Genomic DNA, 23,584 nt, shown 5'->3' on the forward strand with positions numbered 1-23,584 from the left:
ATGTCCAGCACGTCACGCCTTTCGATCGGCCTCAAGCTCGGCACAGCCTTCGCCGCCCTGATCGCCGCCGCGCCCGCTCTGGCCCAGGACGAGGAGACCCAGGTCGCCGCGGCCAATGTCGACGGCATCGAGGAGAGCGCCGGCGACGAGGAGATTCTGGTAACGGCCCGGCGCCGGTCCGAGAGCCTCCAAGACGTGCCGATCTCGGTCACCGCACTCGACGGCGAGACCCTGGAGGACCAGGGCGCCACCGATCTCACCGCGGTCATGCAGCGCACGCCGAACACGACGCTGCAGATCGCGCGCGGCTCCAATTCGACGCTGATCGGCTTCATCCGCGGCGTCGGCCAGCAGGATCCGCTATGGGGCTTCGAGCCGGGCGTCGGCCTCTATCTCGACGACGTCTATGTCGCCCGGCCGCAGGCCGCCGTGCTCGACATCTTCGACGTCGAGCGGATCGAGGTCCTGCGCGGTCCGCAGGGCACGCTCTACGGCCGCAACACGATCGGCGGCGCCGTCAAATATGTCACCCGTCGGCTTGGCAACGAGTTCAGCGGCCGGGTGCGCGCCTCCTATGGCAGCTACGACCAGATCGACCTGGTGGGATCGGTCACGGCCCCGGTCACCGACACGCTGAGCGTCGGCGGTGCCGTCGCCTGGCTGCAGCGCGACGGCTATGGCGAGAATCTCAACACCGGCACCGAGCATTACAACAAGGACGTGCTCGCCGCCCGCGCCTCGATCGAGTTCGCGCCCACCTCCGACCTGTTCTTCCGCCTCGCCGGGGACTGGATCCGCGACACCTCCAATGCGCGTCACGCGCATCGCCTGATCGGCAATGCCGGGATCCCGGCCTACGATCCGCCGGCGGACGAATATGACACCCGCGCCGGCGCCGGCGACCCGAACGAGGTCGAGACCCGCGGCATCTCCCTGCTCGCCGAATGGAACGTCGACGACCGTGTGACGCTGAAATCGATCACCGCCTATCGCGATGGCGAGACCGAGGGCAATATCGACTTCGACGGCACGCCGCTGCCGACGCTGGACATCCCGGCCTTCTACGAGGACGACCAGTTCAGCCAGGAATTCCAGATCGTCTACGAAGGCGACCGGCTGCAGGGCGTCGCCGGAGTCTATTATCTCGACGGCCACGCCGCGGGCGCCTTCGACACCGTGCTCGGCAATGCCGGCCTGACCATCTTCACCGCCGGCAGCGTCGACACACGCAGCCTCGCCGCCTTCGCCGACTTCAGCTACAATCTCTCCGATCGCTGGCGGGTCTCGCTGGGCGGCCGCTACACCAGCGACCGGCGCGAAGGCACCGTGTTCCGCCAGACGCTGCTCGGCCTGCGCAGCCCCTTCTTCGGCAACGAGGCCGCGGTGCCGCTGACGACCAACACCGACTACACCAATACCCGCGAAGACGACCAGTTCACGCCCCGGGCCAGCCTCTCCTTCCTGCCGACGCCGGACGTGACGCTCTACGCCTCCTATTCCAAAGGCTACAAATCGGGCGGCTTCGACATGCGCGGCGACGCCTCGCTCACGCCCAATACCGTGAACGGCTACGATCCGGAGACCGTCGACGCCTACGAGGTAGGCCTGAAAGCCTACGCGCTCGACCGGGCGCTCTATTTCAGCGTCGCCGGCTTCTATTCGGACTATCAGGACCAGCAGGTGACCGTGCAGGTGCCGGTCGGCACCAACGTCGCCAGTTTCGTCAACAATGCCGCCGATTCTCGCATCTGGGGCCTGGAGGCCGAGGTCAGGGCCAACATCACCGACGCTTTCTCGGTATCGGCGATGTTCGGCTACACCAACGCCGACTTCAAGCGGGTGATCACGTTCGATCCGGTTACCCAGCAGGACGTCGACGTCTCCGACATCTGGGGCTTCCAGAACACGCCGGAATTCAATTTCGCGGTGGCGCCCACTTATGTTCACGACCTCGGCGGTGGCGGCACCCTGACCTTCGCGCCGTCCATCTCCTACCGCTCGAGCTACCAGCAGTTCGAAGTGCCGAACGCGCTGCTCGACGAGGACGGCTACACCCTGGTCGACGCGGCGATCGTGTGGACCTCGGCCGACCAGCGCTTCCAGGTCTCGGCCGTCGGGCGCAACCTCGCCGACGAGCGTTATCGGATCGGCGGCTACAACTTCCCCGGCGCGCTGTTTGGCAACTCCATCGTCGCCTTCTATGGCCCGCCGCGGACGTTTACGATCACCGGCGAAGTGAGGTTCTAGGGGGATGAAGGCGGGGAGCAGCAGCCAAGAGACGGGCCCGGGCGGGCGCGTCCTCCTCATCCTGCTCCTCGCCTACATCTTCAACTTCGTCGATCGCCAGATCATCGGCGTGCTGGCGGTCCCGATCAAGGCCGAGCTCGGCCTCTCCGACCGGCAGCTTGGCCTGATGGGCGGCATCGCCTTCGCCCTCTTCTACAGCGGCCTCGCCATTCCGATCGCCTGGCTCGCCGACCGCAAGAGCCGGGTCAACATCATCGCCGTCTCGGTGGCCTTCTGGAGCCTGTTCACCGCCTTGTGCGGGCTCGCCCAGAATTTCTGGCACCTTTTCCTCGCCCGGATGGGCGTCGGCATCGGCGAAGCCGGCGGGGTCGCGCCTTCCTATGCGCTCATCTCGGATTATTATCCCAAGGCGAAGCGGGCGCGCGCGCTCGCCTTCTTCTCGCTGGGCATTCCGATCGGCTCCGCGCTCGGGGTCTTCTTCGGCGGCTGGATCGGCGCCTATCTCGATTGGCGCTGGGCCTTCATCATCGTCGGACTGGCCGGGCTTCCCGCCGCCCTCTTGGTCAAGGCGGGCATCAGGGAGCCGGTGCGCGGCGGCTTCGACACGCCGGACGGCGGCGCGAGCGAGCCGGCGCCGCCCTTCCTCGCGGTCGCAGGCCAGCTGGCGGCGACGCCGAGCTTCTGGCTGCTCTCCTTCGGCGCCGCCTCGGGCTCGATCCTCGGCTACGGGCTGATCTTCTGGCTGCCGTCCTTCTTCAGCCGCAGCTTCGATCTCGAGCTGGCCGAGGTCGGCTGGTTCTACGGCTCGATCGTCCTCGTCGGCGGCATGGCCGGCACCTGGCTCGGCGGCTGGTTTGCCGACCGCACGGGACCGGAGAAGCCCGGCTCCTACGCCCTGATCCCCGCCGTCTCGTTCCTCATCGCCGCGCCGGTCTTCGCGGTCGGGGTGATGACGCCTTCCCTGATCCTGGCCTGGCTGCTGTTCACGATCGGGCAGATGCTGGCCTTGGCCTGGCTCGGGCCGGTGATCGCCGCCGTCCAGCATATCGTCCCGCCGAACATGCGCGCCACTGCCAGCGCCAGCTTCCTGTTCATCAACAATCTGATCGGGATCGGCTTCGGCATCTATTTCCTCGGTTTCATGTCCGACGCGATGGCCGCGGCCCATGGCGAGGAATCGCTCCGCTGGTCGATCCTCTACGGGCTCGGCTTCTATGTCCTCAGCGGCCTCCTCTATCTCGCCGCCGCGACGCGCTTGAACCGCGACTGGTATCGCGCTTAGTCTCCGTTTCCCGGACGGAGACGACAGATGATCCAGGCGCTCGGACGGCGCATTCTGCCCACCTTATTCCTCGGCCTCACGCTCTTCGGCACGCCCGCCGCGGCGCAGGCGCCCTCCCCACCGACCGAGGCGCAGCCCGATCGCCAGCTGTTCGTCATCCACTATCGGCCAGGCCCTGCCTGGGTAGCGGGAAGACCGATGGGCGAGCAGAATTTGCGCCCGCATGGCCTTTATTATCGAGATCTCCTCCAGCAGGGCCGGGTCTTCGCCGGCGGCGGCTTTGTCGGCGAGGATGGCGGCCTGGCGATCATCCGGGCAGCGAGCCGCGCCGAGGCCGAGGCGATACTGGCCGCCGATCCGGCGATCCGCGACGGCATCTTCGCCGCCGAGCTCAGGCAATGGTCGCCGCGCTTCGTCGCCGACGGGCCGCTCGCCGAACGGCCGCGTTGAGGTCGCTCAGCCCGCGGCGGCGGCAGCGATCCGGTCGGGATGCGCCGCGGCAAAGGCGTCGAGCGCCGCGGCCGCGGCGTCGGCCGAGACCAAAGTCGGGAAATCGTCCAGCGGCACCTCGAAGCGACGCGCATTGTACATTTGCGGCACCAGGCAGATGTCGGCGAGGCCGGGCGCATCGCCGAACAGGAAACGCCCGGCGTGCGGCGCCGCCATCTTCTCCAGCGCCGCGAGCCCCTCGGCGACCCAGTGGCGGTACCATTCGTCCCGTGCCTCGGGCGGCTGCGAGAGCGGCCCCGACAGATATTTGAGCACGCGCAGATTGTTGAGCGGATGGATGTCGCAGGCGACGGCGAGCGCCAAAGCGAGCACGTGCGCTCGATCGGCGGGATCCTTGGGGACGAGAGGCGGTTCCGGATGGCGGGCGTCGAGCCAATCGATGATCGCCAGACTTTGGGTCAGCCGCAGCCCCTCCGCCTCGAGCATCGGCACCAGTCCCTGCGGATTGCGCTCCCGATAGGAGTCCGTGCCCTGCGCGCCGTCGAGCAGGTTCACCGGAACCGCGCGATAGGCAATGTGCTTGAGGTTGAGCGCGATCCGCACCCGATAGCAGGCGGACGAGCGATGATAATCGGAGAGGACGTAAGGGCTCATGCGTCGGCCATAGCCGCCACCGATGCGGGGCGCTACGCCGTGGAAGAGCGGAGGTGCGAATGACCGGCCTGGCGTCGAAGACCCACAAATGGCTGGCGCTGCTGATGGCGATCCAGATCCTGTTCTGGTTCGCGAGCGGGCTGTTCTTCGCTGCCTTCCCGATCGAGCGGGTGCGCAGCGAGCATGCGATCGCGGAGCCGCATTCCCCGCCCCTGCCGTTCGGTGTCGCCGCCGACGGACTGTTGCGGCTTGGCTCGGCCGGCGTGACCGGGGAGCGGATCGAGATCCGCACGTTGACGGGCACGCCCGTCGCCCTCGTCACCGCGGCGGCCGGGCGGCCGCGCCTCTACGACCTCGCCACCGGCGAGCGGCTGTCGCCGCTGTCGATGGAGCAGGCGGTACGGATCGCGGAGGCCGACCACAAGGGCGACGCGCGCGCGGCGCGTGTCGAGCAGGTGGCGGCAGTTTCAACCGAGTATCGGGGGGCGCTGCCCGCCTGGCGGATCGACTTCGACGACGGCGCCGAGCGCTCGCTCTATGTCTCGGCGGACACCGGCGCCGTCACGGCACGGCGATCCAAGCAGTGGCGGTTCTACGACTTCCTGTGGGGGCTCCACATCATGGACTGGCGCGGCCACGAGGACTTCAACTCGCCGGTCCTCATCGCCTTCACCGCGCTCGGGCTGGTCGTCATCGTCACCGGAATCGCCCTGTTCCCGAACCGGCTGGGCTATACCGCATGGCGCAATCGACGGCGCCGGCTGCGGGAGAATGACGCTCCCGGTGCCGTCGGCTGAGCGCTCCCGGGCCGCGTATCAATGCTGGGCGAAAACCGTCCGGCGTCCGTCCCGATGGAACAGGATCGTCTGGTAGGGATCCCGGCGATCCCCCTGCTCCATGCCGGGCGAGCCGACCGGCATTCCCGCCACCGCGATTCCCGCCGCCTGCGGACGCTGCTCGATGAGCCGGCGGATGTCGGCGGCCGGCACATGGCCTTCGATCGCATAGCCCTCGATCGAGGCGGTGTGGCAGGAGCGAAGGTCGTCGGGAACGCCGAGGCGGCGCGCCGTCGGACTAACGTCCTCGGCCTCGACGACGTTCACCTCGAAGCCCTCGTGGCGCAGATAGTCGATCCAGTGCGTGCAGCAGCCGCAATAAGGCGATTTCACCACCTCGATCGTCGCCGCGGTGGCGTTCTGGACACAGGCGAGCAGCGCCAGCGGCGCAAGGACGAGCGAGAGCTTCCGGCGAATCGTCATGGCGTCCTTTTCGGGTGGGAAGGACGCGCTCGTCCAGTTATTTCCGTGGGGTCGGCCCCGCCGGAGCGGGGCCGACGACCGCTCAATAGTCGAGCCCGTACCAGTTGTGGACGCGGCGGCCATAGTCGCGGTTGAACCGCGGCTCCTCGTCCCGGGTGAAGCTCGGTGCGCGCTCGAGGTCACGGTGGCTCATCTCGATCCGGTAACCGCCCGCGCGCGTGTCGTAGCTGAGGATCCGCCAGGGTAGCGGGTAGTAGCGCTGGCCCATGCCGAGAAACCCGCCATAGCCCATCACCGCATATTCGACCTGGCCGGAATGTTTATCGACCATGAAGTTGTAGATGGTGCCGAGCCGGTCGCCGCCGCGGCCGTAGACGGCGGTCCCCTCCACCTTGTTGGAGGCGATCAGCCGGCTCGTCTCGTCGACGGGCAGGCCCTGATGATAGTCGTCATAGCCGTAATATTCCTCATCGCGGTCCCAGTCGCGGCCGTAACGGCTGTCGCGGTCCCACGCCGAGCTGCGGCTCGCACCGCCCGAGCGGCGGTCGTCGAGGTCACGATCCCGCTCACGGTCTCGTCCACCCCACCCGCCGCCGAACATGCTGGTCCGGCCGCGGCCACGCTCCCGGTCGCGGTCGCGGTCGCGGTCGCGGTCACGATCTCGGCTGGCATAGTCGCCTTCGCCATATCGTCCATAGTCAGCCATCGTCATTCTCCTCATTCTCGGTGGCGCGGCGTCCTGCGAAGAACTCGCCGCGCTCCTTGGATTCGGGTCAGCCGCGGGTGCGGCCGCCGCGGGTCGGATTGCGGGCGGCTCCTTCGTCGTGGGCGCCCGCGGCGACGCCGCCGCTCTCCCGGCCCATGCCGGTGCTGCCGGTGCTCGCTCCGGTCGCCGATGCGCTGCCACCGCCGGCGGTGAGGGATGCGGCGCCCTCCGCCCCGAGCGATCGGGCGGACCCGCCGGAACGGCCCCGGCTAGGCGTGCCGTCGCTCCCGGCCGCGGAGGACGCCCGGCCGACGGACGCGCGCGCTCCGCTTCCGGTTTCGGCGCGCGAATCATCCTGGGAGCCGCTGCCGGCGGGCATGGTGCCGCCCGCAGTCAGCCGGCTCTGCCGCCAGCTGTCGAAATCGCTCTCGAAGGTCTGCTGGCAGTCTCGGCAATATTCGTCATATTCGCGGTCGAGCTGCTCGATCTGCCGGTCGCGCCATTGCCGGTAATGGTCATCCCATCGGGAGCGGCCGTAGGTACCGCCGCGTCCGGCCGATTCCCGGCTGCTCCAGCCGCCACGGCCTTCGCCGCGGCCGCGGAAGGCACCGCCGCCGCTCTCCTCATAGCCGCCGCGGCCGCCGGTCCATCCACCCGCGCCATATTCGCTGCCGCCGCGGCCGTAGCTGGTGGCGCCGTAGCCGCCGCCATAAGCGGAGCGATTGCCCCAGCCGCGCGACCGATCCTCCTCCGCGCCATAACGGTCCGAATAGGCCTCGCGAGCCTCGTCACGGCGAACGTCCCTTTCGCGGCGGCGCTCGGCTTCCTCGTCGCCGACCCAGGATCGGACCTCGTCGGCGGCGCGGGCGAAGAAGCCGCGCTCCTCGCGGTCGCCGCGTTCACGGCCATGGTCGGGCGACCAGCGGCCGGAGCCGCGGCCCCAGCGATCGTCGTCATCCTCCGAAAAGATCGAGCTGTCGCGGCCGCGCCAGCCATCCCTGCCGGAATAGCCGCCATATCGGTTATCTGACATCGTAAATCCTCCTGAAGGCCTGCAGGCCAATTATGCGTGCGGGAAGAAATTTCCGCTGCGGATCAAGCGCGAAGCTCATCGGTCCGTTCCGGCGCGAGGACGCCGGAACGGGCTCTTTTCGCTATATCGTGTGGCCTTCGTGACGAGCTTCGCCGCTCGGCGTCATGGGCCGACGTCGGTGACGTGGACCGGAGCCTGACGGCGCCCGCGGCTGGCAAGGCCGAGCGCGACGGCGACGTCATCGTCGAACCCGTAAATGTCCGGCCGGAAGCGCAGCCGGCCGCCGTCGACGAAGGCGGTATGATAGAGGAGGCGGACCGGTATCTCTCGCGGCAGCGCCACGAACGTCTGCTCGCCGCTTGCCTGGGCCTCCTGCCAGTCGTCGAACACGCCTTCCTGCTCCGCAATCATCCGTGCGAAACCGAGCGCGTCCTGGACCCGGACGCAGCCATGACTGGAGTGGCGCTGGTCGCGCGCGAACAGCGCCTTGGCGGGCGTGTCGTGCAGATAGATGGCCTGGTCGTTGCGCATGTCGAACTTGACCATTCCGAGCGCATTGTCCGGCCCGGACTCCTGAACGATCATTCCGTCGGAGTTCCGGCTCATATTGTTGCGCTGCATGTAGCCGGCACCCTTGGGCTCGATCTCCTCCTCGGCGATCGACGTCGGCACCGTCCAGGTCGGGTTGGCGACGAGCCGGTACATCGGTGAGACCATCATCGGCGTCTCGTTGCCGGGCTGGCCGACCACCGTCCGTCTTCTGTCGGCGGCGGCGCCGTCACGCCAGTAGGTCAGCATGGCGGCCGGAATGTTGACGTCGATCCGGGTCGGCGCGGCCTCGCGCGGCATCCAGCGGCGTCGTTCGAGATTGACCGCCAGGGTACGGGCGCGGTCGAAGCCGCTATGATTGATTGCCGCCAGGGTGGCGGCGTCGACGACTCCATCCGCCTCGAGGCCATAATCCTCCTGCAGCCGGCGGACGGCGGCGACCATGTCCTCGCCATAGGCCGCCGCCTGCGACGGCGCTTGGCCCGCTGGCTGGGCCTCCCCGTCTCCGGCAGCGGCGAGATGGCCGCTGGCGCGAAGCGCATCGGCGATGACGGGCAGTCGTGGATCCGACGCCCCGGGCCGGATGTCCTCTCCTTCCGGGATGGGCGACCGGCGCTCGCCGGACGCCTGCCGCACCGCGGCGACATAGGCTTGGGAGAGCAGGCGATATTCCTCGTCCTGCGGCGCGAGACCGTCGAACCAGGAAGCAATATCGGACTGATCGACCGCCTGGACGAGCCCGGCGCCGAGGTCCGCCTCCGGCCGCGGTACCGCATAGGTGTCGCGGATCCGCTTCGGATCCACCTGGCCGCGTGCCAGCGCCTCGGCATAATTCAGCGCGGCGAGGCTGAGTCCGGCCTCGCGCGCCGCCGGCGCGTCGGACCGCGCCGCTCCGGCAAGCAGCGCCTGGGGATCAAGGCCGTGGCGGGCGGCGGCGCCGATCGCCTCGACCAATGCGGCCGCCTTGTCGGCCGTCCAGACCGGCTGCCATTGCCGGGATTCGTAGAAGCGGACGAGACGCGGGTCGGTCGCAGCGGCGCGAAGCTCGGCTTCCGTCACCCGGCTCGGCTGGACGGCTGCCGTGCCTTCGCCTCCGTCGCCGCTCTGGAGATTGCCGCACCCGGCGAGGAGAAGCAGCCCGGCTGCCAGCATGTATCGATTCACAAAAGCTCCGCAAACATGGTCTTTCGGTGCTGAACGCCGGCAGGGGGCCGCATGTTTCCCGGATGGCGTGCTTAATCCTTGTTTAGAGATTGGCTGTCTAAGGCGACGCTGGCCCGCCGATGTAGAGGCGGCGCCGAAAGGAGTGAAAGTGGCGAAGGCGCAACTCGCGATTCTGCCCATCCAGGAAGGGCGTCAGGCGGAGCGGCGGATCGTGAATCTGGCGGCGCGGCTGCGCGATCCGGGCGCGAGCGTTGCCGACATCGAGATCCAGAACCTGTCGATCAGCGGTTTCATGGCGGAGGGCGATATAGCGCTTGAGCCCGGCAGCCACGCCTGGCTCCGCCTGTCCGGCCTGGAACCGCAAAATTGCCGGCTGGTCTGGGTCAAGGACGGCAAGGCCGGCTTCGAATTCGCCAATCCGCTCCACCCGGCGACGATCGAGCTGCTGGTCGCCGCCGGCCGCAAACCGATCAAAAAGAACCACTTCGGCGTCCAAAACGGGCGCTGACGCACCGGGCACCGGACCCGGACGTCATTCCCACGCGATCCTGGTCGCGGCCGAATGATTCCGCACCTGCTCGCACGATGATGATCGTTTCGATCAGACCGCGCGCGTGGCGCGGCGCCCAGGTTCCTCGTTTCGGGTGAAGTGCGTCATTGGCAGGGCGGGGAAGGCTTGCCTCCACTAAACTGTCCGAGCGGCCTGCCGGCCGCGGCCGTCGACGCAGCGGCGCGACCATCGCCGGTCAGCAAGTGCAAGGCCGCGACGAGCGTATCGGTCAGCAGGGGCTTCTCGACCAAGGCGGCGCCCGCTTGGCTCACCTGGCGTCGAAGTCGCCGCGTCGGATTGGTGGTCAGGATGACGGCCGGCGCCAGCAAGCCGCGCCTGCGCAGGCGCGAAAGAAGGGCGAGGCCATTCGCCTCCGCCAGCCGCTGTTCGATGACCAGGCAGGCGGCGCTGCGCCAGTTGGCGCATTCGATTGTCTCCTCTCCGTTCGCACAGGTCTCGACATCGAAGCCGTGCAGCTCGAGCGAGAAGACGAGCGCCGCCCGCACCGCCGGATCGTCGTCCACCAGCATGATCTTGCGACTCGTCGACATTCCTCTTCCCGCGCTTCGGCCGTGTTGGATGATGCGGCGCCTTTCAGGCGGATTCAGACTAGCATTCGCAGCCGGTGCAGGGATTCCGATGATGTCCCTAAGTAGAAAAACGGAGGTCCCGTTCCGTCACCGTCGCGCATACATGCGTCTCATGTTGGCCCTTCTGTCGAATCGGAGGTCGTGGGTCGGCCTCGACGATCGGGCGGGTCCGCTCGGCGCCTGCCTCGTCGCGTTCGCGGCGATCGCCGCCGGGATCGCCCTGCGCTGGGGCCTGGACCCGTTCCTCGATCAGCGCGCGACCTTCATCTTCTTCGTCCCGGCGGTGGTCCTCGCATCGGCACTGGCGGGCCTGTGGCCGGGCCTGTTCGCGGCCCTGGTCGGCGGCCTCGCCGGCTTGGCGATCGAACGGCTCACCGGCGCCTGGCCCTCGAGCCCGCTGATCGCCGCCGGCGCCTTCCTGCTGGTGAGCGCCGCGATCGCCGTCGGCGGCGAGTGGTTCCATCGGACGCGGCGGCGGGCCGAAGCGGCCAATCGGGATCTCGCCGCCCGCGAGGCGCATCTCCGCCTGATCCTCGAGACCGTGCCCGACGGGATGATCGTCATCGACGAGCAGGGGCTGATCCGCGACTTCAGCCCGACCGCCGAGCGGCTGTTCGGGTGGACATCGGCCGAGATTGCCGGCCGCAACGTCAACATGCTGATGCCCTCGCCCTATCGCGAGGAGCATGACGGCTATCTGCAGCGTTATTATCGGACAGGCGAGCGACGCATCGTCGGTACCGGCCGGGTCGTCGTGGGCAAGCGCAAGGACGGTTCGACCTTCCCGATGGAATTGGCGGTCGGCGAGATGCGCCTTGGCAAGGATCGCTTCTTCACCGGCTTCGTCCGCGACATCACCGAGCGCCAGCAGACCGAGACGCGCCTCCAGGAGCTACAGGGCGAGCTGGTCCATGTCTCCCGGCTGACCGCGCTCGGCGAGATGGCCTCGGCCCTCGCCCACGAGCTCAACCAGCCGCTGTCGGCGATCGCGAACTTCCTGAGCGGAAGCCGGATGCTGCTGGAGCGTGAGGAGATCCCCGCCGAACGCGTCCGCGATGCAGTGAAGCGTGCCACCGAAGAGGCTCTGCGGGCGGGCCAGATCATCCGCCGGCTGCGCGACTTCGTCTCCCGCGGTGAAAGCGAGCAGCGGATCGAGAGCCTGCCCAAGCTGATCGAGGAGGCGAGCGCGCTCGCCCTCGTCGGCGCCAAGGAGCATGGCATACGCGTCCGCTTCGACTTCGATCCGGGCGTCGATCTTGTGCTCGCTGACAAGGTGCAGATCCAGCAGGTGGTGGTGAACCTGATCCGAAACGCGGTCGACGCGATGATCGAGACGGCGCCGGGCGCGAAACGAGAGCTCAATGTCGCGGTGGCTCGCGGCCACGGCCGGCTGGTCGAGGTGTGCATCGACGATACCGGCCCCGGCATCGATCCCGATATCGCCAACCAGCTCTTCCAGCCGTTCATCACCACCAAGGCCAGCGGCATGGGCGTGGGCCTTTCCATCTCGCGCACGATCGTCGAGGCCCATGGCGGCCGAATCCTGGTGGACCGGAACCCGGCCGGCGGCGCGACATTCCGGTTCACCCTCCAGGGGGTAGAACCGGAGGAGTCGAACGATGGCGAGTGACCCAGTGATCCACGTGATCGACGACGACGAGGCGGCGCGCGAGGCGCTGGCCTTCCTGATCGACTGCGCCGGCTATCCGGTGCGCACCTATGAGAGCGCGACCCGCTTCCTCGACCATGCCGCCGACCTCGAGCCGGGCTGCATCGTCACCGACGTGCGCATGCCGGAAATGAGCGGGATCGAGCTGATCGAGCGCCTCAAGGAGACGGGAATGGCCGCGCCGGTGATCGTCATCACCGGCCATGCCGACGTGCCGATGGCGATCCAGGCGATGAAGCAGGGCGTCGCCGACTTCATCGAGAAGCCGTTCAGCGACGAAGCGATCATCGGCGCGATCCGCGCCGCCGTCGACCGCGACCGCGCGCGCAGCGAGCTGGCGGCGGAGAGCGAGCGGTTCCGGAGGCGGATGGCGGCCCTGTCGCCGCGCGAGCGCGAGGTGCTGGAAGGTCTGGTCGAAGACCATCCCAACAAGGTGATCGCCAGCGATCTCGACATCAGCGCCCGCACTGTCGAGGTCTATCGCGCCAACGTCATGGCCAAGATGAAGGCGGGGAGCCTGTCGGACCTGGTGCGGATGGCGACGGTGGCGCGGCTGACGACGCAAGCCTGATCCGCCGCGGTCCCCGCCTCAGCGGCGCCGCGCGATCCGGGCGAGGCGGGACGGCTGGGCGGGATCGGGATCGGCGGCCGAGGTCGTCCAGCCCAGGCGCGGCAGCGAAACGGTGCGCTTTCCTGCGAGATCGATGCGCACGACCAGCACCCCCTGCTCCTCCATATAGCCGAGCATGCGCCGCACCCGGCCGAGCGAGCTAGTGCCGTAGACTTCAGCCAAAGCGGCGTCGGACGGGCATTCCGCGCCGTGGCGGGCGGCGCGGGCGATCGCCAGGAAGGGACCGAGCATCTCGTCCGGCAGCAGAGTGGCGAGCGCCAGCGCCTCGTTCCATTCGCCCGCATCGTCGACGCCCGCCCGCGCCATGGCGAGGCGGCGCCGGAAGGCGGTGAGATCGAGCGTCGCCGCGGCAACGCCCTTCATCCGGCAGCGGATCAGGAAGTCCTGGTAGAGCTCGGCCGCAGGGCGCATCCCCGATGCAGGATCGGCGGCGACTTCGGCGAGCGCCTCGGCCGTGGCGGCGGCGCGCTCGCCCTCGTCCGGCATCGGCTCGGGCGGCATGTCGGGCGAAGGCACCGGCTTGTGCAACCGGGCGATCATCTCGTCGGCGGCGGGCGGCGGCGGCGGCGCCGGAATCGCCAGCGGCGCGAGCTCCGCTTCGGTCGGCGGCGCGAGCAGCAGCTCGCCGAGCGCCTCGGGGGCCTGGTCGGGCAGCGGGATCAGCTTCGGACTGGCACTGCGCGCCGCCGTGCGGACGGCGCCGATCTTCACCCGGATCGCGCGGCGGGAGATGGCCGGGCCGAGGCTGAGGAATTCGCCGCGCTCGAGGTCGCGGATGACCTCCGCCTGGCGACGTTCCATCCCGAGCAGGTCGGCCGCGCGCAGCATGTCGATGTCGAGGAAGGTTCGGCCCATGAGGAAATTGGACGCCTCGGCGGCGACGTTCTTGGCGAGCTTGGCGAGGCGCTGGGTGGCGATCACCCCGGCGAGGCCGCGCTTGCGGCCGCGGCACATGAGATTGGTCATCGCGCCAAGGGAAGCGCGTCGGGCCTCGTCGCTGACCTCGCCGGCGACGGCGGGCGCGAAGATCTGGGCTTCGTCGACGACCACCAAAGCCGGATACCAATGCTCCCGCGGCGCATCGAACAAGGCGGCGACGAAGCCGGCGGCGCAGCGCATCTGGGCCTCGAGCTCGAGACCCTCGAGGCTGAGCACGACCGAGGCGCGATGCTCGCGCACCCGCGCCGCCATCCGCATGATCTCGGGGATCGAATAGGCACTGGCGTCGATGGCGACGTGGCCGAACGCCTCGTGGAGCGAGACGAAGTCGCCCTCAGGATCGATGATGACCTGCTGGACCAGGCCGGCGCTGCCCTCGAGCAGGCGGCGCAGCAGATGCGACTTGCCCGATCCGCTATTGCCCTGGACCAGCAGTCGGGTGGCGAGCAGCTCCTCGAGGTCGACCTCGACCGCATTGCCGTCGGCCGCCTTGCCCATGTCGATCTTGCTGGTCATGCACGGCCTGTGGCCGATGCGCCCGTTTCCCCGCAAGCATTGACTTTCGGGAGACTTTTCGAAGCGCCGGCGGCTCAGTCGGGCCGGCCGGAGGGGCCGGTCAACCTGAACCCATTGCGCCTGGAGACACGGCGTGGATTGACGATCGGCAGTCCGTCCCGGGCGCCGACGATATTGCCGACGATCAGCCCGACGGTCCCGTTGGCGAACGGACGGTCGCAGCTTGTCTGCGCGGCGGTGCGGACGATCAGAAAGTCGCCCGACACCTCGCCCTGGATGACCCGGCGGATCCGTGCGCGCATACCGGGGCCGCGAAGCGCTGCGACCTCGTCGCTCTCGAATTCCACCTCCGCCACGACGGTCTCGGGCGAGACCCGCTCCGGCGGCGCGCTGTGGACGATGGCGAGCGTATAATCGGCCGATCGGCAGGCATGAGCAGGCGCCACGAAGACGAGGGCGCCAGCCGGGACGAGGAGAGAGAAAAGCTTCATCCTCGGGAGGATAGAGCCGCTCTCTCCTGCATCCAGGATGAACGGCGCCGTCAGCCGAGAGAGCTGTTGTCGATGACGAAACGATATTTGACGTCGCTCTTCAGCATTCGGTCGTAGGCGCGGTCGATCCCCTCGACGGGGATCAGCTCGATTTCGGACACGATTCCCTTCTCGGCGCAGAAATCGAGCATCTCCTGGGTCTCGGCTATGCCGCCGATCAGCGAGCCGGCGATCGCCTTGCGCCCGAAGATCAGCCCGCTCACGTCCGGAGAGGGATGGGCATGCTCGGGCACGCCGACGAGGCACAGCGTACCATCCCGCTTGAGCAGGGCGGTCAAGGCGTCGAGATCGTGGCTCGCCGCGACCGTGTCGAGGATGAAATCGAGACTGCCGGTCCGTGCCGCCATCGCCTCGGCGTCGCGGGATACGACGACTTCGTCGGCGCCGAGGTCGAGCGCGTCCTGACGCTTGCTCTCGGAGGTGGTGAAGGCGACGACATGCGCGCCCATCGCATGGGCGAGCTTGATCCCCATATGGCCGAGCCCGCCAATACCGACGATCCCGACCCTCTTGCCCGGGCCGACTTTCCAGTGGCGCAGCGGCGAATAGGTCGTGATACCGGCGCACAGGAGCGGCGCGACGGCGGCGAGCTGCTCCGGCGCGTGGCCGATCCGCAGGACGAACTTCTCGTCGACGACGATGCGCTGCGAATAGCCGCCGAGCGTGTGCCCCGGCGTATCTGGCGTCGGCGCATTGTAGGTGCCGGTGAAACCGTTCTCGCAAAATTGCTCCAGCCCCTCGCCGCAGGCGGCGCAATGCTGGCAGCTGTCGACCATGCAGCCGACGCCCACCGTGTCGCCGACCTCGAAGCGGGCGACGCCGGCGCCGACCGCGCTGACCTTGCCGACGATCTCGTGGCCGGGGACGCAGGGGTAGAGCGTGCCCGCCCATTCGGAGCGGACGGTATGGAGGTCCGAATGGCAGACCCCGCAAAAGGCGATATCGATCTGGACGTCGCTCGGGCCGGGCTCGCGTCGTGTAATGCCGATCGGCTCGAGCAGCTTGTCGGCGGCATAAGCGCCATAAGCTTTGGTGGCCATGATTGGTCTCCCTGCTGTGGTGGATGCTGCCCGGAAGGGCTGGAAGCGTCTCCACGGAAGATGGGGACTGGGGTGTCTAGCGATTAGACGCTACAAAGCGCATGAAGTCATATCAGGAGTTCATGAATGCGCCGCGAGGATCTGACGGACCTGAATGCCTTCATGGCCGTCGCAGAGGCCCGCAGCTTCACCCGCGCCGCAGCCAGGCTCGGCACCTCGCAATCGGCGCTGAGCCACACCGTCCGCCGACTGGAGGCGCGGCTGGGCGTCCGGCTGCTGACCCGGACCACCCGCCGAGTTGCTCCGACCGAGGCCGGCGAGAAGCTGCTCCGCACGCTCGAGCCAGCCTTTGACGAGATCGAGAACGGGCTCGCGGCGCTGAACGTCCTTCGCGATCGGCCGGCGGGCACGATCCGTATCACGACGACGGAGCAGGCGGCCGTTTCGATCCTCTGGCCCGCGCTCGAGCGCCTTCTGCCAGACTATCCGGAGATCAAGGTCGAGCTCAGCCTCGACCTCGGCTTCGCCGACATCGTCAGCCAGCGCTTCGACGCCGGCGTCCGGCTCGGCGAGCAGATCGCCCGCGACATGGTCGCGGTGCGGATCGGCCCCGATCTCAGGATGGCGACAATCGGCTCCACCGCCTATCTCGCCCGCCGCGGTCGGCCGAGCCTTCCCCAGGATCTGGCGGGGCATGATTGCATCAACCTGAGGCTACCCACCGCCGGCGGTCTCTATGCGTGGGAATATGAGGTAGACGGGCGGGAACTTCGCGTCCGCGTCGAGGGAACGCTGGTGTTCAACGATCCGGACATGTGCGTCCGCGCAGCCAGCGCCGGCTTCGGCCTCGCGCATTTGCCCGAGGATCATGTCGCCGACGCGCTCGCCGCGGGCCGGGTGGAACGGGTGCTGGAAGAATGGTGCCCGCCCTTCCCGGGCTACCATCTCTATTATCCAAGTCGCCGCCAGACCTCGCCCGCCTTCGCCTTGCTCGTCGAGGCTCTGCGCTATCGCGCCTGAGCGGCCGGCTAGGCGGCAGCGGCCTTCCGCCGGAAGCCGATCGATCATTCATCGCCGCGGGAACGGGAGGCGTGGTGCGATCAGGCTGATCGTGGGCTGGACTTTCAACCGATAGCGCGGCCCCCTTCCAAAGGGGTTTGAGCTTGCGCCCGGCTTGGGTAAGCTTGGGGACATGGGGGAAGGCGCCGCTCATTTTTCCGAAGAGAGCCAAGTCGATAAAACGACGTCGGCCATTTCCGACCGGGCGATCATGGCGCGATTCCTCGCTCGGCCCGGCTTCCTGCTCGCGCGCATCGACCAGATCTGCACCGCCATTCATGCCGGTCTTTCCGACGGCGAGACACTCGCTCAGGCCGAGTTCCTGATGCTGCTCGACCGGCTCGGGCCGATGTCTCAGATCGTGCTCGCCCGGGCCGCCGGCGTCGACAAGTCGACGACCGCCTACGTCATCGACAACTTGACCGTCCGGGGCTGGGCGGAGCGGACGGCCTGTCCGGAGGACCGCCGCCGGTCGATGGTTTCGCTCACCGCCGAGAGCCGCGCGCGCATGGGTCGGATCGGAGCGCATTTCGCCGAGCTCCAGCGCCAGCTGACGGCGCCTCTTGATCCAGGGGGATTGCCGAGGCTGATCGAGATGCTTCGCAAGCTGGGCGCGAACCCGATGAGCCCGGCCCCGCTCTGGGTCCCTGCTTCCGCCGCCGTCGACGGGGTTCTCGACGATGCGCCGAGCTTTCTGACACGGCGCGCGCTGCAGGTCTTCCAGGCCCAGTTCATCGCCTCGACTCCGGGATTGAACCTGACCCTGCGGCAATTCTCGCTGCTGTTCATCCTCGAACTGCGAGGGTCGCTCACCCAAGTCGGCTTCGCGCGGTTGTTCGGTCTCGATCCGTCGACCTGCGCGGTGATCATCCGCGGCCTCGCGCGCCGCGGCCTGATCGTCGGCGCCCCCTCGGCCCAGGACGGGCGCGAACGAGTCTATTCGATCACCCGGCAGGGCCGAGAGATTCGCGCCGAGGCGCAGGCCCTGGTCGATCGCTCGGAGCGACAGGTATCGCGCGGCGAGCCGGCCAGCGAGATGCGCTGGCTGGTCCGCCAGCTCCAGGCGATCGTGCACGCCCACAGCCACCGTCTCCGCTTCCCCGGCGCCACCCTTCCCGCCTGAGCCAAAAGCGGCCTTGTGCCCCTCGCGTCGGTCGCGACGCGATTCGCCGCAACCCGTCTTGACTCGTTTCGTACACGAGATAGAACGACATCGGACGATTTGAACGGAGCCGCGAGAGCTTCGGCCGACAAGGAGTGATGGGATGGCTGACGCCGAAGGGCGCGCGCTGCCCGTGCGCAATCCGCGCACCGGCGAAACCGACTTCATGCTGAGTGTGACCCGCGCCGCCGAGGTGGCGGCGAAGGCGCAACGGCTGCGCGACAACCAGAAAAGCTGGGCCGCGCTTCCGACCGCCGACCGTGTCGCAGTCATGAAGAAATGGCTCGGCGAGGTCGCCCGGCGCGCGCAGGACATTGCCGAGGCGGACGCCGTCGATACCGGCGGCTGCCACACCTCCTATCTCCAGGGCTTCATCACCATGGGGAATATCGGTGGCTGGATCGAGGATGCCGAGGCCGTGCTCGACCAGGCGGGCTTCCACGGCACCTCCAGGTCGATGCCGTCGGTCGAGGTGCGCACGCAGCTCGTGCCCTACCCGCTCGTCGGCGTGATCTCGCCATGGAACGCGCCGATGATGCTGGCTTTGCTGGACGCAGTGCCGGCCTTGTTCGCCGGATCCGCGGTCCTGCTCAAGCCTTCCGAGATCACGCCGCGGTTCATCGGTCCGCTCTTCGAGACGGTGGCGGCCGTCCCGGAGCTCGCCGGGGTGTTCGACTATGTGATGGGCGACGGCGAGACCGGACAGCAGCTGATCGCCGAGGTCGACCTCGTCTGCTTCACCGGCAGCGTGCCGACCGGCCGCAAGATCGCCCGCCAGTGCGCCGATCGGCTGATTCCCTGCTTCCTCGAGCTCGGCGGCAAGGATCCGGTCATCGTCACCGAGACCGCCGACATCGATCGTGCCGCGACATCGGTTCTGCGCGGCGGCGTCCATGCCAGTGGCATGGTCTGCTTCTCGGTGGAGCGCATCTACGTCCATCAGGCCCTGCACGACCGCTTCGTCGAGGCGCTCGTGCGCAAGGCCGAGGCGGTGCGGCTCAACGCCGACGATCCCCGGGCCGGCCATCTCCACCCCTTCACCTTCGCCCCCCAGGCCGAGATCGTCGAGCGCCACCTCTCCGACGCGGTGGCCAGGGGCGCGACGATCCTGACCGGCGGCAAGGTCGAGACGATCGGCGGCGGCCTCTACATGCGGCCGACCGTGATCACCGGCGTCGACCACGACATGCTGGTCATGCGGGAGGAGACGTTCGGGCCGGTTCTGCCGGTGATGGCCTATCGCGACATCGACGAAGCGATCGCGCTGGCGAACGACACCGTTTTCGGCCTCACCGCTTCGGTGATCGCCGGCAGCGAAGAGGAAGCGCTGCCGATCGCGCGGCAGGTCAATGCCGGCGCGGTCTTCATCCAGGACACGTTCCTGACTTTCGGCAAGAACCGCACCGTCGGCACCCACAGCTTCGGCGCTTCCGGGCTCGGGGGGTCGCGTACCGGGCCCGAATCGATCCTGCGCTTCGTGCGCCGCAAGGCGCTGATGACGCAGCACGGAAAGGTCGCCGACATCCAGGACGACCATCATCTCGGCAAGCCCGCGCAGCCGACCAGCCGCTGACCGGCCTCGCCCGGCGCCACCGGCCACACGACAGGAAAGGACCGCAATTGACCTGGCAGCTATCCGCTCTCGATCGACTCGAGATCCAGGAGCTCTACGCCCGTTACGCCTGGGGGATTGACCTCGCCGACGAGGAGATGGCGCTCTCGACCTTCACCGAGGATGCCTGGTTCGACCATCTCTGGCAGGGCCGCGTCCAGGGCCATGAGGCGATCCGCGACAATCTGCGCTCGCTGTGGAACGACCGCCAGCACTGGTGGTACGGCCGCCAGCACCTGATGAACCACTTCATCATGGAGCCTCGCGAGGAGGAAGGCGAGGCGGACGTCCGCTGTTTCTACCAGATCCTCCAGTTCAACGTCGATTACGGCACCAATTTCGTCTTCGGAATCGGAACCCGCATCGATCACGTCACCCGCCGACACGGCCGTTGGCTGTTCCAGTCGCTCAAGGTGAATGCCTGGACGGCCATGGATCAGGTGCCGTGGAAGGGCGATATCGTGATGAAGCCGAGGCCCGGCCAGGCGCCGGCTGCCCGGAAGGCTTGAGCGGATGCGAATCCAGGCCGCCGTCAGCCGTGCCGATTCGCCGGCGCCGGCGATCGAGACGGTCGAGCTCGAGGGTCCGCGCCGGGACGAACTGCTCGTCCGGATCGTCGCGACCGGCATCTGTCATACCGACCTCCATGCCCACGAAGGACGGCTGTCGCCGCTGCCGATCGTGCTCGGCCACGAAGGTGCCGGCATCGTCGAGGCGATCGGCGAATCGGTCGTCGGCTTCGCGCCGGGCGATCATGTCGTGCTGAGCGGCAGCTCGTGCGGCCTGTGTCCCAACTGCGCGGCGAACGTGCCCAGCTATTGCGATCAGGCGATGCCGCGCAGCTTCGGCGGACAGCGCATGGACGGCAGCACCGCCCTCGCCGACGGCGAGGGCCCGCTGCATTCGCATTTCTTCGGCCAGTCCTCCTTCGCCACCCACTCGATCGTCCCCGAGCGCACCGCGGTGAAGGTCGACGCGGATCTGCCGCTCGAACAACTGGGGCCGCTCGGCTGCGGCATCATCACCGGCGCTGGATCGATCCTCGAATCGCTGAGGGTCGGCGCCGGCGCAACCGTGGCCGTCTTCGGCGTCGGCGGAGTCGGGCTGAGCGCGGTGATGGCGGCGCGCCTCGCCGGAGCTCGCCGGATCGTCGCGATCGATCTCCATCGCGAGCGGCTCGATCTTGCCCTGGAGCTCGGCGCAACCGATGCGATCTCGGCCGACTCGGAGGAAGTGGCGAAGCAGGTTCGCGCGGTCACCGGCCGCGGCGTCGACTTCACGCTCAACACCACCACCGTCCCGGCGGTGTTCACCGCCGCCGTGGATTGCCTGGCGATGCGCGGCACCGCCGCCTTCGTCACCGCGCCTCGCGGCGAGTGGAGCCCGGCCATGTTCCCGATGCTTGCCGGCGGCCGCATGCTGCGCGGAATCCTCGGCGGCGACGCGGCGCCGCGCCGGTTCATCCCGATGCTGATCGATTATTGGCGGCAGGGGCGCTTCCCGTTCGAGCGGCTGCTGACCTTCTACGACTTCGCCGATATCGGCCGGGCCTTCGCCGACACCGCGGCGGGACGGGTGATCAAGCCGGTCCTGCGGATGAAGGCGGGCCGATGACGATCGACCTGCGCGACCGCCTGCGCCCGCTCGGCGCCGATCTCACTCCCGACATGATGCGCGCCACCCAGGCGCTGCTCGCCGAGATGGCGCCCCCGCTCGAGCCCGACCTGAGGATCGAGCGCGACCTCGTTTACGGCCCGCACGAGCGCCACCGGCTCGACCTGTTCAGGCGCGACGGCGAAGCCGGAAAGCCCGTCCTGGTCTACGTCCATGGCGGCGGCTTCGTCATGGGCGACAAGAGTGCGCCCGGCCTTCCCTTCTATGAGAATGTCGGCGCCTTCGCGGCGCGGCACGGCATGGTCGGCGCGACCCTCACCTATCGGCTCGCTCCGGACCACCGCTGGCCCTCCGGCGCCGAGGACATGCGCGCCGCGGTCGAGTGGCTGCGGTCCAATATCGTCGGGCGAGGCGGCGATCCCGACAGGATCTTCCTGATGGGCCAATCGGCGGGCGCGGTCCACGTCGCCGGCTATGTGGCGCAGTTCGCGCCTCGGATCGCCGGCGCCCTGCTCGTCTCGTGCATCTACGACGTGGCAGCGGCTCAGGCGAACCCCTTTCACAAGGCCTATTATGGAGAGGACGAGGCCGACTATCCGCTGGCATCGAGCCAGGACGGGCTGATCGCCAGCCGGGTGCCCCTGCTCTGCACCGTCAGCGAGTTCGACATCGCCGATTTCCAGCGTCAGGCGGCCGCCTTCGTCGGCGCCTGGGGCATCGCGCGCGGCGATTTCCCGCGCATGCACTGGCTGGCCGGCCACAACCATCTCTCGCCGGCGCTCGCGCTGGGCGGGCCGGCCGACACGCTGGGCCCGCTCATTCTCGACTTCATCCGATCCCAGGAGCCTCGACATGGTTGAACCCGTCCGATTCCCCGAAATCGACCTCTACGAGGGCTGGGGCGAGCCCATGCGCACGGAATGCGAGGTGAAGGCGCTCGAGATCATCCAGGGCGAGATCCCGGCGGGCCTGGAGGGCACGCTCTACCGCAACGGCGCCGACCGGCAATTCCCCTCCGGCCGCACCGACGACATCTTCATCGACGGCGAGGGCATGTTCCACATGTTCCGTTTCGAGGGCGGGCAGGTCGACTATCGCTGCCGCTGGGTTCGCACCGAACGGTTCAAGCGCCAGGAGGCGGCGCGTCGCGGCCTGTTCGGCCGCTACCGCAACCGCTTCACCAACGATCCGTCGGTGGAGGATGTCCATATGGGGACGGCCAACACCACCGCCATGTTCCATGCCGGGCACCTCTACGCGCTCAAGGAGGACGATCTCCCCTACGAGCTCGATCCCGATACGCTGGAGACGCTCGGGCGCGTCGACATGGACGGCCAGATCCGCTCGACCAGCTTCACGGCCCACCCCAAGGTCGACCCGGTCACCAACGAACTGTTCGCCTTCTCCTACCAGGCCAAGGGCGACGGCACGAAGGACATCGTCTTCTACCTGTTCGACGCCGACGGCAGGCTCTCCAACGAGATCTGGTTCGAAATGCCCTATGCGGCGTGCGTCCACGATTTCGCGATCACCGACGAATGGGTCGTCTTCCCCTTCTTCCCGCTGATCACCGACATGGACGTGGTGAAGGCGGGCGGGCCGTTCTATCAATGGAATCCGAAGCAGGAGACCCATGTCGCCCTGGTGCCGCGGCGCGGCGGTGCCGACGGAATACGCTGGTTCAAGGGGCCGGCGACCAGCGCCGGGCACATGATGAACGCCCATCGCGACGGATCGAAGATCCATCTCGACGTCTGCCTGTACGAGGGCAATTGCTTTCCCTTCTTCCCGACTCCGGAAGGCGAAACGGCACCGGGAGTGCCGCCTTTCCTGACGCGCATGACGATGGACCTCGAGCGCAACGAGGGAGCCTTCACCAAGCAGCGGATGCTCGACGTGTCGTGCGAGATGCCGCGCACCGACGACCGCTACCAGGGCCGCCCCAATCGCTACGGCTACATGATCTGCTACCGTTCGGCCGACGGATCGAGCTCGACCGGTCGACTCGACCTCGCCACCGGCAAGCTCGACTTCTGGTCGCCCGGCGCGGGCGATACCGTGCAGGAATGCCAGTTCGTCCCTCGCGCGCCCGACGCGCCGGAGGGCGACGGATGGCTGCTCGTCCCGGTCGCCCGCCTGTCCAAGGGCCGCAGCGATCTCGTCGTGCTCGATGCTCAGGATCTCGCGGCCGGACCGGTGGCGACGATCAAGCTGCCGGTTCGCGTCCGCTCCACCTTCCACGGCACCTGGGTGCCGAAGGAGACGCTGGCCACCGGCCTCTATCCCTACAAGCTGCACGCGGCCTGA

The 23,584-nt window shown here is 68.2% G+C and carries 23 protein-coding genes; 14 read left to right on the forward strand and 9 right to left on the reverse strand.

The genetic code is table 11. From position 1 onward, the window contains the following. Genes DDE10_RS13545 through DDE10_RS13555 form a run of 3 tightly spaced genes read left to right on the forward strand, consistent with a single transcriptional unit; the run spans position 1 to position 3,979 of the window. On the forward strand, positions 1-2,247 hold the full coding sequence (locus DDE10_RS13545) for a TonB-dependent receptor (RefSeq protein ID WP_114953314.1): 2,247 nt from the start codon (positions 1-3) through the stop codon (positions 2,245-2,247). 4 nt (positions 2,248-2,251) lie between these two features. Then, positions 2,252-3,529 carry a spinster family MFS transporter gene (locus DDE10_RS13550; RefSeq protein WP_114953315.1) on the forward strand — a complete coding sequence of 426 codons (1,278 nt, stop codon included), beginning with the start codon at positions 2,252-2,254 and terminating at the stop codon, positions 3,527-3,529. 27 nt (positions 3,530-3,556) lie between these two features. Next, positions 3,557-3,979, forward strand: a complete 423-nt coding sequence (locus DDE10_RS13555; RefSeq protein ID WP_114953316.1) for a YciI family protein — start codon at positions 3,557-3,559, stop codon at positions 3,977-3,979. Positions 3,980-3,985: 6 nt separating this feature from the next. On the opposite strand, the gene maiA is transcribed toward DDE10_RS13555, so the two are convergent. Continuing rightward, positions 3,986-4,633 (reverse strand): maleylacetoacetate isomerase, encoded by a 648-nt coding sequence (maiA, locus tag DDE10_RS13560; RefSeq protein ID WP_114953317.1) that lies wholly within the window; start codon positions 4,631-4,633, stop codon positions 3,986-3,988. A gap of 59 nt (positions 4,634-4,692) precedes the next feature. Here maiA and DDE10_RS13565 point away from each other — a divergent pair, with 59 nt between their 5' ends. Beyond that, positions 4,693-5,430 carry a PepSY domain-containing protein gene (locus DDE10_RS13565; RefSeq protein ID WP_114953318.1) on the forward strand — a complete coding sequence of 246 codons (738 nt, stop codon included), beginning with the start codon at positions 4,693-4,695 and terminating at the stop codon, positions 5,428-5,430. Between the two features lie 18 nt (positions 5,431-5,448). On the opposite strand, the gene DDE10_RS13570 is transcribed toward DDE10_RS13565, so the two are convergent. From DDE10_RS13570 to DDE10_RS13585, 4 genes are all read right to left on the reverse strand, one after another. Further along, positions 5,449-5,892, reverse strand: coding sequence for a DUF411 domain-containing protein (locus DDE10_RS13570; RefSeq protein WP_114953319.1), 444 nt, complete (start codon positions 5,890-5,892; stop codon positions 5,449-5,451). Positions 5,893-5,974: 82 nt separating this feature from the next. Beyond that, positions 5,975-6,598: a PRC-barrel domain-containing protein gene (locus tag DDE10_RS24010; protein WP_349356543.1), complete on the reverse strand. Its 624-nt coding sequence runs from the start codon at positions 6,596-6,598 to the stop codon at positions 5,975-5,977. A 67-nt stretch (positions 6,599-6,665) separates the two neighbouring features. After that, positions 6,666-7,631, reverse strand: coding sequence for an SWFGD domain-containing protein (locus tag DDE10_RS13580; RefSeq protein ID WP_114953320.1), 966 nt, complete (start codon positions 7,629-7,631; stop codon positions 6,666-6,668). Positions 7,632-7,793: 162 nt separating this feature from the next. Further along, positions 7,794-9,344 (reverse strand): L,D-transpeptidase family protein, encoded by a 1,551-nt coding sequence (locus DDE10_RS13585; RefSeq protein WP_284734658.1) that lies wholly within the window; start codon positions 9,342-9,344, stop codon positions 7,794-7,796. Between the two features lie 148 nt (positions 9,345-9,492). On the opposite strand from DDE10_RS13585, the gene DDE10_RS13590 reads away from it, so the two are divergent. Then, on the forward strand, positions 9,493-9,852 hold the full coding sequence (locus DDE10_RS13590) for a pilus assembly protein PilZ (RefSeq protein WP_114953322.1): 360 nt from the start codon (positions 9,493-9,495) through the stop codon (positions 9,850-9,852). A 146-nt stretch (positions 9,853-9,998) separates the two neighbouring features. On the opposite strand, the gene DDE10_RS13595 is transcribed toward DDE10_RS13590, so the two are convergent. Further along, entirely contained in the window at positions 9,999-10,445 is a 447-nt protein-coding gene (locus DDE10_RS13595; RefSeq protein WP_114953323.1) for a response regulator, read from the reverse strand. A 142-nt stretch (positions 10,446-10,587) separates the two neighbouring features. Between DDE10_RS13595 and DDE10_RS13600 the strand changes: the two genes are divergently transcribed. Further along, positions 10,588-12,114, forward strand: a complete 1,527-nt coding sequence (locus DDE10_RS13600; protein WP_284734659.1) for a PAS domain S-box protein — start codon at positions 10,588-10,590, stop codon at positions 12,112-12,114. After that, positions 12,104-12,724 carry a response regulator FixJ gene (gene fixJ, locus DDE10_RS13605; protein ID WP_114953324.1) on the forward strand — a complete coding sequence of 207 codons (621 nt, stop codon included), beginning with the start codon at positions 12,104-12,106 and terminating at the stop codon, positions 12,722-12,724. Before DDE10_RS13600 ends, fixJ begins: the two co-directional genes overlap by 11 nt. Before the next feature lie 18 nt (positions 12,725-12,742). On the opposite strand, the gene DDE10_RS13610 is transcribed toward fixJ, so the two are convergent. The 3 genes from DDE10_RS13610 to DDE10_RS13620 form a co-directional block, all read right to left on the reverse strand. Then, positions 12,743-14,239 (reverse strand): helicase HerA domain-containing protein, encoded by a 1,497-nt coding sequence (locus tag DDE10_RS13610; protein WP_114953325.1) that lies wholly within the window; start codon positions 14,237-14,239, stop codon positions 12,743-12,745. A 74-nt stretch (positions 14,240-14,313) separates the two neighbouring features. Next, positions 14,314-14,730, reverse strand: coding sequence for a hypothetical protein (locus DDE10_RS13615; protein WP_114953326.1), 417 nt, complete (start codon positions 14,728-14,730; stop codon positions 14,314-14,316). Between the two features lie 50 nt (positions 14,731-14,780). After that, positions 14,781-15,830 (reverse strand): NAD(P)-dependent alcohol dehydrogenase, encoded by a 1,050-nt coding sequence (locus DDE10_RS13620; protein ID WP_114953327.1) that lies wholly within the window; start codon positions 15,828-15,830, stop codon positions 14,781-14,783. A 126-nt stretch (positions 15,831-15,956) separates the two neighbouring features. Here DDE10_RS13620 and DDE10_RS13625 point away from each other — a divergent pair, with 126 nt between their 5' ends. The 7 genes from DDE10_RS13625 (at position 15,957) to DDE10_RS13655 (ending at position 23,584) form a co-directional block, all read left to right on the forward strand. Beyond that, complete coding sequence (locus DDE10_RS13625) at positions 15,957-16,850, forward strand: LysR family transcriptional regulator (protein ID WP_114953328.1); 894 nt, start codon at positions 15,957-15,959, stop codon at positions 16,848-16,850. Between the two features lie 250 nt (positions 16,851-17,100). Then, the gene (locus DDE10_RS13630) at positions 17,101-18,012 is read left to right on the forward strand and encodes a MarR family winged helix-turn-helix transcriptional regulator (RefSeq protein WP_162806612.1); all 912 of its coding nucleotides are present in this window, start codon (positions 17,101-17,103) and stop codon (positions 18,010-18,012) included. 142 nt (positions 18,013-18,154) lie between these two features. Then, positions 18,155-19,624, forward strand: coding sequence for an aldehyde dehydrogenase family protein (locus DDE10_RS13635; RefSeq protein ID WP_114953330.1), 1,470 nt, complete (start codon positions 18,155-18,157; stop codon positions 19,622-19,624). Between the two features lie 47 nt (positions 19,625-19,671). After that, the gene (locus DDE10_RS13640; RefSeq protein ID WP_162806613.1) at positions 19,672-20,172 is read left to right on the forward strand and encodes a nuclear transport factor 2 family protein; all 501 of its coding nucleotides are present in this window, start codon (positions 19,672-19,674) and stop codon (positions 20,170-20,172) included. 4 nt (positions 20,173-20,176) lie between these two features. After that, positions 20,177-21,277: an NAD(P)-dependent alcohol dehydrogenase gene (locus DDE10_RS13645; RefSeq protein ID WP_114953331.1), complete on the forward strand. Its 1,101-nt coding sequence runs from the start codon at positions 20,177-20,179 to the stop codon at positions 21,275-21,277. Next, the gene (locus DDE10_RS13650; RefSeq protein ID WP_114953332.1) at positions 21,274-22,137 is read left to right on the forward strand and encodes an alpha/beta hydrolase; all 864 of its coding nucleotides are present in this window, start codon (positions 21,274-21,276) and stop codon (positions 22,135-22,137) included. The genes DDE10_RS13645 and DDE10_RS13650 overlap by 4 nt, the downstream gene beginning before the upstream one ends. Further along, the gene (locus DDE10_RS13655; RefSeq protein WP_114953333.1) at positions 22,130-23,584 is read left to right on the forward strand and encodes a carotenoid oxygenase family protein; all 1,455 of its coding nucleotides are present in this window, start codon (positions 22,130-22,132) and stop codon (positions 23,582-23,584) included. The genes DDE10_RS13650 and DDE10_RS13655 overlap by 8 nt, the downstream gene beginning before the upstream one ends.

The organism is Sphingosinicella terrae, assembly GCF_003347635.1.
GTDB lineage: Bacteria > Pseudomonadota > Alphaproteobacteria > Sphingomonadales > Sphingomonadaceae > Allosphingosinicella > Allosphingosinicella terrae.